Here is a 12981-nt window from a genome sequence, read left to right on the forward strand (position 1 = left end):
ACTTTTAGGAACATTCATATCTTCCGTAGAATGTTCTTTATTACCAAATTTACTACCAATAAAACCAGCTAATACATAAGAAAGCGTAGAGAAGTGACCAATAGCAACATCGTCAGAACCTGTAACTTGACGCATATATCGATGTGCAATTGCTGGGAAAAACACCATAACACTACCAACGACAATGGAACCTAGGGCAATCAATGGAATACCGGACATACCGCTTGATGACAAAATTGCAGCCACCATCATCGACATAAATAAAGTGTGGTGCCCTGTTAAGAATATAAATTTCCATGGTGTAAGGCGTGCAATCAATATATTTACCAGCATCGCGAAAAACATGATCATCGCCATTTCTTTACCAAATGACTTTTGAGCAATAGACACGATGGCTTCATTATTTGGAACGACACCAGTAATGCCAAAAGCATGCTGAAATATGGTCGCAAAATCTCCTAGCGAACCAACAACTAGCCCCGCACCAGCTCCAAGAATAATGAAGCCCAAAATAGTTTTCACGGTACCTTTAATGCATTCCGTCAATGGTTTTTTCTGTGCGATCAAACCTATTAATGCGATCAAGCCAACTAACACTGCTGGCTCAGAAAGCACGTCATTCATTAAAAAATTAAAGAATTCCATAGTGCCTCCTACAACACACCAAGTTCTTGAAGAGCCGCTGACAAACGTTCTTTCATTGCGTTTTTATCGACCATATTATCCAAGCTCACAATCTTAGGCTCAACACCCAATGATTTTAGTTGGTCTGTTATATCATTTGTACCAATAAAGATGTCGCAAATAGTTCCCTTTGCGGAACCTAAATCTATGTGGTCGATTTCAGCGTCAACATTTAGATCTTTCACTATATTTTTGATGCTTATTTCCATCATCAAACTTGTACCTAGGCCGTGGCCGCAAACTACCATAATTTTCATTATATTCACCCTCTGCTTTATTGTGTTTTTACTATTATTTATCGTGTTTTTACTATTAATAGTCTTGGATAACACGCAAAATATCTTCAACAGATTTGGCTGAGCAGATATATTCTACGTCTTCTTCATTCATAAATAATTCGGCTAATTTAGATATTGCATCTACGTGACTATTACTATCTGTCGCGGCCAAAGTAACCAGCATTTTTACAGGATCATTGCCATCCGAATTAAAGTTAACTCCATCTTGAATTACCGTTAGGCCAAATGCTAAACGATTAACCCCATCTTCAGGTCGAGCATGAGGCATCGCCATTCCAGGTCCAACAACATAATAAGGACCGAGCTCCCTATGTGACCGAAATATAGCTTCAACATAACTTGGATTAATGGCCTTATTTTCAATCAATGGTTGACATGCTTTGCGAATTGCATCTTGCCAGTCGTCAGCCGATTTATGCACTCGAATAACGTCTTCGGTTAATAGTTCACGTAACATTTTTTAGGTTCTTGATATGAATAGGTAGCATCAATTTATCTGTCTATCCAAATAGAAAACCAGATCGAAATCACAAATGGTAGCGCTATCTTTATGTGTTGGCTTGATTTGTGATAGCGCTATCATTTATTGAAATCATAGTATTTCATGTATCGGTGCAACAATAGTTATACGGTAATATCAACACGCCCGAGTGTGTGTGTTAAAATCACATCGCTAACTTATTAATAACATGAAGATAAATATGAGCGAATCGCGAAAACGTAGAAGCACGGGAAAGGTTACCATTGCCGATGTCGCAGCTAAGGCGGGTGTTGGCACAATGACGGTATCAAGAGCATTAAGAACACCTGAGCTTGTTTCTAGCAAACTAAGAGAAAAAATAGAATTTGTTGTTGAAGAACTAGGTTATATCCCAAATAAAGCAGCTGGCGCTTTAGCATCTGGCGAAAACTATTCAATAGCATTAATCATCCCATCGCTAATTGAAAAATCTTGCGCTGTGTTTTTACCCAATTTCCAACATTCGCTTAACCGTCATGGATACCAGTTACTGCTCGGTTATAGTGATTATTCCATTGATAATGAAGAGAAACTATTAGCCACTTTCTTGGAAAGTCAACCAGCAGCTGTTGTGCTATTCGGGAGTGAGCACAGTTCAAAAAGTCATCAACTTCTTCAACGCGCTAACATTCCCGTCATTGAAATTGCTGAGTTGAATGAGTCATCAACGTATCTGAATGTCGGCGTTGATTACTACAAAGTTGGCAAACAATGTACTCAACATCTCATTGAAAATAGATATCAAAATATAGGGTTTATTGGAGCACGTAGCCACCACTCCGTTCTAAGAAATGAACTGCGGGGTTGGCAAAGCGCATTAATTGATAACTACCAAGCACCTGATCACTTTCTAACAACTCATGAAGCTCCCTCTGCACACTTAGGTAAGGAAGGAATTTCTAAATTGTTATTAAGGGACTCAACGCTTGATGCTGTGGTATGTAGCCACGAAGAAATAGCTCTGGGAGTATTATTCGAGTGTCAGCGTAGGCTGATTAAAGTTCCTACGGAAATGGCCATCATCTGTTTGGATGGATCATCTCTTTGTCAGTATGCTTTTCCAGCCATTAGTGCCGCTCATGTCAATTATGAACAGCTTGGTCTTTTGGCCGCTGAGCGCTTATTAAAACAAATCAAAGAACAAACTCTTGAACTGGAATCAACAAACGTTGGCTTCCAGTTACAAAAACGAGCTAGTACCGTTCGTCCGTGATCACCTTGTCGCAATCAACAAGGTGGCTTACAGCTGAATTTTCTTAATCATCCCAGCTTCAGCATGGCCGGGTATATTGCAGGCAAACTCAACATTATTATCACCATGGAAGTGCCATAACAGTTGTTTCGCTTTACCCGGTGCCACGGTGACGGCATTGCCACCATCATGTTTATGATTGCCCATTTGGCGCATCATTTCTCGGTGTTTTAGCTGCTCGGCGGCTGAACCAATCGAAAATTCGTGCTCAATTTTACCTGTGTTCATAACGACAAATTGCACCACATCATCGGGTTCAATATTCACCTCCTTTTTGAAGGTGATTTTCATGTCATCCGAGAGTAAAACATGCACCACTTTATCGGGTTTGGCTCCTTTGGCAGGCATGCCGACTTCTGACATGTCATCCATCGCCATGTTCATCGTGTCTGTTTGCTTCATCACCATGCTGCCATGATCCATTTTGCTATGGTCCATTTCAGCCATGACAGAAGAGGTGAATAACGCTAGTGAAAGTGTGATTAGTGTTTTTTTCATTTTGATTTTCCTTAAATTCATCCAGTTACTATTTATTTTCCGATTAGTGCTTAGCTTTTACTTTGCCAGCTGCACGCTATTTGAGTGCTGCGATTTCACGGTTTTTCCATAACTTGAATACAGCAGGTAGAACCAATAATGTGAGCAATAGTGCTGAAGCCATGCCTCCAATCATGGGGGCGGCAATGCGCTGCATTACCTCCGAACCAGTTCCCGTGCCATACATAATCGGGATCAGGCCAATAATAACTGTCAGTACCGTCATCATGACTGGGCGCACGCGCTGTCCTGCTCCTTCGCCAATGGCATTGATGAGATCTTGGCTGTCAATGACCGCACCATTTTCTTGCGCATCATTTTTTTTGTAGTGCCAAGCTTGGTTTAAATAAACGAGCATGATCACGCCAATTTCTACCGCAACACCTGAAAGTGCAATAAAGCCCACCCCCACGGCGATTGAAAAGTTGTAGCCAAGGTAGTGCATCAACCACACGCCACCCACTATCGCCAGCGGTAATGTCGCCATAATGATCAACACTTCTCCGATTCGCCGGAAACTGAAATAGAGTAGCAACATGATGATTGCGATCGTGATCGGTGCGACGACACTCAAGCGTGCTTTTGCTCGCTCCATGTATTCATATTGACCAGACCATACGAGAGAATATCCCGCTGGCAGCTGTAATTGCTCCGCTACCGCTTGTTGCGCCTCTGCCACATATGAACCGAGATCGCGTCCATCAATATCGACAAAGACCCAGCCGTTTGGCCGTGCGTTTTCGGTTTTGATCATCGGCGGGCCGTCTTCGTAGCGAATATCAGCCACATCGGCCAAGGCCAAACGTGCACCGTTTTGAGTCACCAAAGGTAAGTTTTGCAGCTTCACTACCGAATCACGGTAATCTTGCGGGTAACGTACATTGATCGGGTAACGCTCTAACCCCTCAATGGTTTCCCCTACATTCATGCCCCCCACTGCGGTTGAAACCACTTGTTGCACATCTTTAATGCTTAGCCCATAGCGCGCCGCTTGTAACCGATTGATGTCTATCGTTACATAACGTCCACCAGCCACACGTTCAGCATAAACCGATGCCGTGCCTTGAACGCGGTTAAGGATAGGTTCAAGTTGTGCACCGATGGTTTCAATCTGTTTGAGATCGGGACCCGCTATCTTGATACCAATCGGCGTTTTGATCCCTGTAGCTAACATATCGATGCGTGTTTTGATTGGCATCACCCACGCGTTGGTTAACCCCGGAAATTGCACTAAGCTGTCAAATTCCTTACGTAGCGATTCTGTGGTTACGCCTTCACGCCATTGATCGCGAGGTTTAAGTTGGATCACCGTTTCAATCATCGTTAAGGGCGCGGGATCGGTTGCGGTTTCTGCACGCCCCATTTTGCCCCACACGGTTTTGACCTCTGGTATGGTTTTGATGAGTTTATTGGTTTGCTGCAATAGCTCACGCGCCTTACCAATCGAGATCCCCGGATAGGTTGTCGGCATGTACATGAGATCGCCTTCATCTAATGGCGGAATAAACTCACTGCCTAATTTGCTCATTGGGTAATAAGCGGAAGCCATTACTGCCAAAGCCAATACAAGCATGCTTTTGGGATAACGCAAACTCAGGTTGAGTAGTGGACGATAAAGTGCCACAAGCCCTTTATTGATAGGATTTTTGTGCTCGGAAATAATATTGCCACGCACAAAATAGCCCATAAGAACAGGGACGAGCGTGATCGCTAAACCTGCGGCGGCGGCCATGGCATAGGTTTTAGTAAACGCCAATGGCGAGAACATCTTGCCTTCTTGGCCTTCGAGTGCAAAAACGGGCACAAAACTTAACGTAATGATAAGTAGTGAGAAAAATAGTGGCGCACCGACTTCTTCAGCAGCTTTACCAATCACCTGCCAGCGATTTTTGTCGGTCAGTGGGGTGCGTTCAATATGTTTATGCACATTTTCGATCATCACAATCGCCCCGTCGACCATAGCACCGATAGCAATGGCGATCCCCCCAAGTGACATGATGTTGGCATTGATACCTTGCCAGTGCATCACAATAAACGCCGATAGAATGCCCACGGGCAAACTCAAAGCAATCACTAATGATGAGCGGATATGGAATAAAAACAGCGCACACACGACCGCAACGACAATGAACTCTTCTGCTAGCTTATGCCAAAGGTTTTCAACGGCTTGATTGATCAAGGTTGAACGGTCATAAGTAGCAACAATTTCGACACCTTCCGGTAAGCTGCGTTGGAGATCAGTCAATTTCGCTTTGACGTCATCAATCACTTGGCTAGCATTTTCACCAAAACGCATCACGATCACGCCTCCAACCGCTTCTCCTTCACCGTTAAACTCAGAAATACCACGACGCATTTGTGGGCCAAGGTTAATATCCGCCACATCACCTAACAATAATGGCGTTCCTTTGTCGGTCACTTTCAGTGGTAGCGCTTTAATGTCATCAATACTGGTCAGATAGCCACTGGTGCGTACCATGTGTTCGGCTTCCGCAACCTCAATCACTGACGCTCCCGACTCTTGGTTACCATTTTGGATCGCCGCATTGATTTGTTGCAAAGTCAGGTTATAAGCGCGTAGCTTTGCCGGATCAATTTGCACTTGATATTGCTTAACCATGCCACCAACGGTAGCCACTTCGGAGACGCCATTCACCGTTTGCAGCTCGTACTTCAAAAACCAATCTTGCAAACTGCGTAGCTGCGCAAGATCGTGTTGGCCAGTTTTATCTTGCAGTACATAACTGTAGATCCAGCCAACCCCCGTCGCATCTGGTCCCAAGGTTGGTTTGGCATTGGGTGGCAGTTTTGGCGTCACTTGGCTTAGATATTCCAATACCCGCGAGCGAGCCCAATACATATCGGTTTTATCATCAAAGATGATGTAGACGTAGGAATCACCGAAGAATGAATAGCCACGGACCGTTTCTGCCCCCGGAACGGCAAGCATCGCCGTTGTGAGCGGGTAAGTGACCTGATCTTCCACTACCTGCGGCGCTTGGCCGGGATAGCTGGTTTTGATGATCACTTGCACATCTGAGAGATCCGGTAAAGCATCAACAGGCGTGTTCTTTACACTGTAAAGTCCACCCAAAGTGAGAAACAGAGCCGCCACCAACACCAAAAAACGGTTATTGATCGACCAACAAATAATCGCACCAATCATTGTTGACCTCCTAACGTTTCTGCGGCGGTAATGTTCGTCTCACTACTTGCCTGCTCACTCGCTTCCAGTGCTTTTAGTACATATTCGTCACCCTGCTTTGCCACTAGAAATCGAACCCTTTGCCCTTCAGCAAATAAGCTGAGATCAAACTCCTCCTCAACCGTGAAGTTCATCTGCCCCGCTTGCCAGCCCCATTTGCTTACCGGTTTATAGTTAAGTGTGAGCATCCCGAAATCAGCCATAAGCGTACTGATGTCTCCCGTAAGCCAAGCTTCATTGGCAGCTTCTACTCCATTAATGCGTGATAAATCAGCGTGTTGGCTCGACTCTGAATCTAATAGGAAATGCGCCGACGTGACGACCGTGTCTTGCTCCGTTAACCCTTGTAAAACTTCAAGGCGTTCGCCTGCTTCGCGGCCAACTTCAACCCTTGCTGAACGGTATTTGCCATTTCCTTCAGCAAGTACGACTCGCGTCATGCCGCCCGAATGAATAACTGCTGATTTAGGAATGATGAGCACCGCTTGTTGCGATACGGGCTGCAAAGCGATATTGGCGAACATGTTAGGCTTCAACTCGCCCTTCGGATTGAGAAATTTCAAACGCATACGCAGCGTTCGGGTTTTCGGATCCAAAATGGGATAGACGTAATCTATCTTCCCTTGCCACTCCTTGCCGGGAATAGCATCCAGTGTCATTAACGCTAAACTACCCGACGTAATCCAATGTGCTTGGCGCTCGAATACCTCAGCATCAACCCACACTTCGTTTAAAGGGCCTGCGCTTATCACCGCTTGCGCTGGCGATAAGTAACCCCCTTCGCGAATATTCAAACTCGCAATCACCCCATCAGCAATGGCTTTGACCTCTATCGATTGAGTGGCTTTGCCTCGATCGATAATCTGTCTGATCTGTTCACGATCAACACCCAGTGAAACCAAACGCTCGGTTGCGCCTTTCAGTAAACTTTCACGGCTGGCTCGATGAGCATTTAACAGCTCCTCCTGCGCTTTAACCAACTCCGGAGAGTAGAGCGTAAATAAGACATCGCCTTTACGAACCTGCTCTCCAACCGCATTAATGTTCAGTTTTTCAACCCAACCAGCAACGCGAACGTTCGTTTGCCACAATAAACTGTTATCAAATGCAATGTAACCCACTGTCTCAATGCGTGGAGATAACTGCGCAAACACCACGGGTTCCGTTTTCACACCCAAGTTATTTTCGACCGCAGCACTGATGGTCACCGTGCCACTCTTCTCTTGTGCTTGCGTCGGCGATTCGGTGTACACAGGGATGAGGTCCATCCCCATCGGTGACTTACCCGGTTTATCGCGTTTATAGTTTGGGTCCATCGGCGCAACCCAGTACAGCGGTTCAGACATCGCATTGGTTGAGTTCACTGTCTCCATATCATGACCAGACAGGTATTGATTGATACTAAACCCCAGTAATCCACCTATCGCTAAGGAAAGTACGGCTATGTTTAATGATTTCATTGAGTTATCCTACTTTTCTACCGGCGTAAGTGTTTCTAAAGAGGTAAGTTTTTCTACAGACGTAAATATTTCTACAGACGTAAGTGAAGGCGCACTAACTTGAAAATCGAACCCATTTAACAGATAAGCGAGGTTACTTTTGGTTAGGTTTAAATCGGTCATTAGGCGCACTTGTTCTAATTGCAGCGCTAGTTCATCGCTGGTGGCACTGACGACATCATTAAACTGGGAGGTATTGTTTTCATAGCCTCTCTCAACCGCTTGAGTGCGGGCTTTCGCTTGCGTTAATAAGGTGGTTTGATAGCGCGATAAACGCTGTTCGAGGTTCATTTTATCAACCAATAAGGCATTCACTTTGGCATTCATCTGCGCCAATAGAACATCGCGCTGTGATTTAGCCGCGCCCACTTGATATTGCGCCGCAGCGTGGTTTCTATCTTGGCGGCTCCCCGTAAACAGCGGGATATCCATGGTGAGATAAGCACTGACCATATCGGCTGCGGGTCCGCCTTGCATGCTGTTTGCTTGGCGATAGGCGTACATCACTTCCAAACCAAACTGAGGTTGATAGGCAGTTTGTGCTATTTCGACTTGCGTTTGGTTGGTGTGAATTGCCGCTTCTGCCATGCCGACCATCGGGTGAGTGACCAATAAAGCATAGTGAGTGGTGCTGCCATTAATGGCAGCCAATTGCACTTCCAAACGGGACCAGTCCACTGACTCTTCAGCGGCTAACATAGGCTGTTCAACCAACCAAGCGCTACCTAACCATTCGGATAATTGCGACACAATGCGTTGCTGCATTTGTTGATTGGCTTGTAATTTTTCGTCCAACTTGGAAACTTGTAACTGCGCTTGCAGCAGATCTTGCGCTTCGCTTTTACCTAATGAATAGTTCGTTTCAATAAAACCAGCCAGCTCACGCATTAAGGTTTGGTTTGCCCGCACAATACGTTCAGCGCGTTGTTGGTAGCCTAACTCTAACCATAATTGAGTCATGCTGTTTGCCACTTCCAACTCACGTAAATCAACCTGAAGCGCAACGCCACTGGCTTGTTGCTTTGCTTTTTTCGCTTGTAATGCCAAGCTTGAACCCCGTTCAAACTGCTGCATTAAGCCCACAGAAATGTTAGTCATAGGATCTTCATCAAACTTAAAACTATCAATGGGCAAACCACCAAAGCCAACTTTGATCTTAGGATCCATCAGGGTTGAACTGGCCATTCCAGTTTCTTGTATTGCTTGAGATTGAGCAAAATATTGCTTGCGGACGGCATCATTCGATAATGCAGCGTCAATCAGCTGAGTTAATTGTTTTGCATGCGAATCTGGCTGAGCCATCGCGGCTTGTGGGGCTGCATTCACCATCAAGGGGAATGACATAACGCCCACTATACTGATCGACCAAGCGATCACAGAGAGTTTAAGGTTCACAATAAAATTCCATCTTTCATGCATCGCAAAAGGTTGAGATGCAACAGAGAGTCACGAACCTAGTTAAAGGCCGCACAAACACGCCATAGGCGTAATGAAAGGGAAATTAAACGATAGGGGGACGGTAAAGTGAGCGGGCGACCATCACAATGCCACGCGTTGCTTCTGCATTGATCAACAATAAAACCGCGTGAGGTGTGAAGGGTTGGTGTTCAATGATAAAGAAAGCTAACGTGGTCATGCACATGACGCTACAACAGGAATCAACACCTTGGTCGCTGTGATCGATACAATCGTTACTCATCGCTGATGAAGTCATGTCACTTGCATCGGAATCATGGTGAGCGGCGCTCATATTTGAGCAGTGTTGCGGCGGGTTTGCATCGTCAGTCACTGAATGGGATACAGCCGAAGTCGGTGACATTGTGATCGCCATTAAAGGTGCGCTAGACACTAAGCTTGAAGCAAGCAGTGTCATCATCACCAACATGGAAACCCAAATTGTATGCAGCGAAAGTTGCATATCCAATATCACTATCTGACTGAAAACTCCCACAGACTAAAGCTTACCCTAGGGGTAAGGTCAATTAATTTAAATTTCGAAAATCGATAAAAATAGCGATTAGGCTATCTTCTCAAGAGTTCGCCACTTGAAGATCGCTAAAAATATCAAAAAGTTGCTTGGATTTATAAGGTTTGGGCAAATACGCATCCATGCCCGCGTCAAAGCAGCTTTTAATATCCTCCTCCAAAACGCTGGCGGTTAAGGCGATAATAGGCAATTTTTCAACGCCTTGCTCTTTTTCCCATTCGCGGATTTTCTTCGTCGCGGTTAAGCCATCCATCACTGGCATCATGCAGTCCATTAACACCGCAGCAAAATGTCCCCCTTGGGTGATGGCATCTACCGCTTCTTGCCCGTTGTTGGCCACCACATAACCAATCCCTGCTTTTTCAAGGAAGAAGCTGGCGATTTTTTGGTTCATCAAATTGTCTTCAACGATCAAAATACGCTTATGATTGCACTCTAAGTAGTCTAACTGACTCTCCTCGACTGGCGTTAAATCCGTCTCTGTATCGGCCACTAATGCTTTGAGGGCACGTTCAAAACGCGTCCCTAAAAAAGGCAACGTGATACTTGCCTGCGCAAGATGAATTGCGTCTTTGTTGACGAACAAGTGATGCTGCAGAACCACTATTTTTGCACTTGAAAAATGCTCACGCAGCGCAATGAGATCCGATTGCACGCTGTGGCTTAAGCTTTGGCAATATAAAATACAGACGGCACTAAGCCCACTCTTGACTGCTTGTTCAACATCACGTGCTTCATTGAGTTGAATCCCCCATTGAACGCATTCACGCCGAATAGCGGATGAGTAGTTAGACATATTGGTAATTAACAACGCCTGCGTGGCAAGAGGCTCAACTTGCGGCTGATCTTCGGCAACCTCAATCGGGACGACAAATTCAAAGCAGCTACCTAAGCCTTTAGTGGACTGTACATGAATGTCACCCTGCATCAGATCGACTAATTGACGGCAGATAGCCAACCCTAACCCAGTCCCACCAAAGCGACGGGTAATACTGCTATCTTCTTGAATAAATGGATCAAAAATCGTGTTCAACATCTCTTTATCGATGCCACTTCCCGTATCGGATACAGCAAAACGTATCGAGATTATATCGCCCGTTTCTAAGGTTAAACCCGTGTTGACATAACCATCTTTGGTAAATTTCACCGCATTGGACAACAAGTTCATCAAGACCTGCTTCAGACGATATTCATCCGCGATGATAAAACGAGGTAATGCAGGGTCGAGATAAATATTAAGCTCAATATGCTGGCTCAACGCTTTCGCGTTCACCAAGTTCACCGTGTCGTATACCAATTCAGCGAGTTCAAAGCGATGTGGAGCAAGCTCCAAGTTGCCTGATTCAATTTTAGATAAATCGAGAATATCGTTAATCAAGATCAGCAACGCTTGCGAAGAGGTATCAATATCGGCCAGGATTTCACGCTCATTCCCCGTAAACTCGCTGCGTGACAATATTTCAGTCATACCGATGATTCCATTAAGAGGCGTTCGGATCTCATGCGACATATTGGCTAAGAACGCGCTTTTGGCTCGATTAGCGGCAATTGCCGCTTCCTTTGTTTCCACCAAAGCACTCTCGTACTGTTGCTGTTTCTCAATAATATGGTTGAGATTGATTGTAAAACGGGAAAACTCATCTTTGCCATCAATCGGGATCTGTTCAATGCCGTTCTGCTTTTCACGCAATCGACTCATGGTATTGATGATCCGCTTGAGCTTTGACGAGATGCGAGATGAGGTACTTGCTCCTAGCACAAACAGCAGCGCCAACACGGCTAACAGCGATGCCGATATACTTAACATACCCATTTTTTCTTGCTGGAGACGCACATTCAGTTGAGCCGATAAGTGTTGGTTGACACTTTGCACCAGTTTATCTATCGCCAAGTAACGCTCTTCCACATTTTTGACATAAGAAGCTAATGCTTGAGGATCAGCTTCATTACTAACGATTTTTTCGCGAATCAAGGCGGCTTGGCGAAATTCAGGTTGCGTAAACAACTGCACCAGTTGTTCGAGTTGAGCGCCGTTATCAATGATACGTTCGAAGTATTGTTGCTGGCGCTCAACAGCTTGAAAGTATTCTGTTTGTCGAGATTGAAATACCTCTTGATCCATGGTTAATTCTTTGATTAACCACGCCTCTTTTTGCACCCAAAATGCAAACCAATGCAGGTCGCTATACACCAGATCCAAGGTATGAATATCAACAGGCGCAAGAAAACTGTTGGTTTTTTGCAGCTCGGCCATCACTTCATACAAAAGATTAAATACTTGGCGGCCTAATTCTAGGGTCTCGCTTTGTGAAGCCGACGGCAACTCATCCAACAAATGGTGAAGGTCAAGCACACGGTTTTCTATCAATGTACGGTTGCTTTTACTCCCAAAATGACTATTTGTAGAACCTGTATCCAGCACAATTTTATCCAGCGATTCAGCTAGCTCCTGCTTGAGCTGCGGCCGAGAGTCTTCGCTATTTTCGCTGCGCAACTTCGCACTTAGCAAGGTATAAAAAAGGGCTGAACTGGTGGTGACCTGATTGATTGCTCCAATCTTTTGGTTCAACACATGGTATGTGTCTAAACGGCTTTCAAATGGGAGGAATAGACGCCATGCCACAGCCAGAATAACCAGTGTTGGAATGAGGCAGAGTAAGAACAAGCGTGCCTTAATTGAGAAGTGGGTAAGTATTACCATTGTTATCATCCTTGGAAGTAATACATCCTAGCCAATGGTTAAATAGTAGACGTTATTTTATGCGTCTGCGCTCTTATTAAGATAAAACCAGCGCAGTAACGAAAGCATTGCGCGTTGCGATTCATCCAATAAGCGTGATGGTGAATTAACCGAAAACTCACCACATTTTAAGATAACAATTTGAATCTAATCTCATTTTTATGAAAAAGAAAAACCATTCCACATCAAATATTTGAAGTAGACCATTATCATCACAAAATAAGTCGCAACTTTAGAAGTTGTCAACATCTCTAACCA

Annotated in this window: 10 protein-coding genes; 1 reads left to right on the forward strand and 9 read right to left on the reverse strand. The window is 44.8% G+C overall.

What is annotated here, in order from left to right; genetic code table 11:
• The 3 genes from B9J84_RS11620 to B9J84_RS11630 all read right to left on the reverse strand — a co-directional run.
• Positions 1–645 (reverse strand): PTS transporter subunit IIC (locus tag B9J84_RS11620; RefSeq protein WP_404207151.1); only part of this gene is annotated, 645 nt, incomplete at its 3' end.
• 8 nt (positions 646–653) lie between these two features.
• A complete protein-coding gene (locus B9J84_RS11625) occupies positions 654–941 on the reverse strand; it encodes a PTS sugar transporter subunit IIB (RefSeq protein WP_094124180.1) in 288 nt (95 codons plus the stop codon).
• Between the two features lie 55 nt (positions 942–996).
• Positions 997–1440 (reverse strand): PTS sugar transporter subunit IIA, encoded by a 444-nt coding sequence (locus tag B9J84_RS11630; protein WP_017048182.1) that lies wholly within the window; start codon positions 1438–1440, stop codon positions 997–999.
• Positions 1441–1684: 244 nt separating this feature from the next.
• Here B9J84_RS11630 and B9J84_RS11635 point away from each other — a divergent pair, with 244 nt between their 5' ends.
• Complete coding sequence (locus tag B9J84_RS11635; protein WP_017048181.1) at positions 1685–2716, forward strand: LacI family DNA-binding transcriptional regulator; 1032 nt, start codon at positions 1685–1687, stop codon at positions 2714–2716.
• A 27-nt stretch (positions 2717–2743) separates the two neighbouring features.
• Here B9J84_RS11635 and B9J84_RS11640 read toward each other — a convergent pair whose 3' ends face one another.
• The 6 genes from B9J84_RS11640 to B9J84_RS11665 all read right to left on the reverse strand — a co-directional run bounded on the left by B9J84_RS11640 (position 2744) and on the right by B9J84_RS11665 (position 12693).
• Positions 2744–3253, reverse strand: coding sequence for a cupredoxin family protein (locus B9J84_RS11640; RefSeq protein WP_179217556.1), 510 nt, complete (start codon positions 3251–3253; stop codon positions 2744–2746).
• A 76-nt stretch (positions 3254–3329) separates the two neighbouring features.
• Positions 3330–6458 (reverse strand): efflux RND transporter permease subunit, encoded by a 3129-nt coding sequence (locus B9J84_RS11645; protein WP_094124182.1) that lies wholly within the window; start codon positions 6456–6458, stop codon positions 3330–3332.
• Positions 6455–7957 carry an efflux RND transporter periplasmic adaptor subunit gene (locus B9J84_RS11650; RefSeq protein WP_094124183.1) on the reverse strand — a complete coding sequence of 501 codons (1503 nt, stop codon included), beginning with the start codon at positions 7955–7957 and terminating at the stop codon, positions 6455–6457. The genes B9J84_RS11645 and B9J84_RS11650 overlap by 4 nt, the downstream gene beginning before the upstream one ends.
• Positions 7958–7966: 9 nt before the next feature.
• Positions 7967–9415, reverse strand: coding sequence for a TolC family protein (locus tag B9J84_RS11655; RefSeq protein ID WP_094124184.1), 1449 nt, complete (start codon positions 9413–9415; stop codon positions 7967–7969).
• A gap of 82 nt (positions 9416–9497) precedes the next feature.
• Complete coding sequence (locus B9J84_RS11660; RefSeq protein ID WP_094124185.1) at positions 9498–9914, reverse strand: hypothetical protein; 417 nt, start codon at positions 9912–9914, stop codon at positions 9498–9500.
• Positions 9915–10026: 112 nt separating this feature from the next.
• Positions 10027–12693 carry an ATP-binding protein gene (locus B9J84_RS11665; RefSeq protein WP_094124186.1) on the reverse strand — a complete coding sequence of 889 codons (2667 nt, stop codon included), beginning with the start codon at positions 12691–12693 and terminating at the stop codon, positions 10027–10029.
• Between the last annotated feature and the right edge of the window lie 288 nt (positions 12694–12981).

The organism is Vibrio sp. V03_P4A6T147, assembly GCF_002241085.1.
Classification (GTDB): domain Bacteria; phylum Pseudomonadota; class Gammaproteobacteria; order Enterobacterales; family Vibrionaceae; genus Vibrio; species Vibrio anguillarum.

Coding starts and splice junctions, on each gene's coding strand:
- B9J84_RS11625 (WP_094124180.1), bottom strand. CDS start 941: ATGAAAATTATGGTAGTTTGCGGCCACGGCCTAGGTACAAGTTTGATG.
- B9J84_RS11630 (WP_017048182.1), bottom strand. CDS start 1,440: ATGTTACGTGAACTATTAACCGAAGACGTTATTCGAGTGCATAAATCG.
- B9J84_RS11635 (WP_017048181.1), top strand. CDS start 1,685: ATGAGCGAATCGCGAAAACGTAGAAGCACGGGAAAGGTTACCATTGCC.
- B9J84_RS11640 (WP_179217556.1), bottom strand. CDS start 3,253: ATGAAAAAAACACTAATCACACTTTCACTAGCGTTATTCACCTCTTCT.
- B9J84_RS11645 (WP_094124182.1), bottom strand. CDS start 6,458: ATGATTGGTGCGATTATTTGTTGGTCGATCAATAACCGTTTTTTGGTG.
- B9J84_RS11650 (WP_094124183.1), bottom strand. CDS start 7,957: ATGAAATCATTAAACATAGCCGTACTTTCCTTAGCGATAGGTGGATTA.
- B9J84_RS11655 (WP_094124184.1), bottom strand. CDS start 9,415: ATGCATGAAAGATGGAATTTTATTGTGAACCTTAAACTCTCTGTGATC.
- B9J84_RS11660 (WP_094124185.1), bottom strand. CDS start 9,914: ATGCAACTTTCGCTGCATACAATTTGGGTTTCCATGTTGGTGATGATG.
- B9J84_RS11665 (WP_094124186.1), bottom strand. CDS start 12,693: ATGATAACAATGGTAATACTTACCCACTTCTCAATTAAGGCACGCTTG.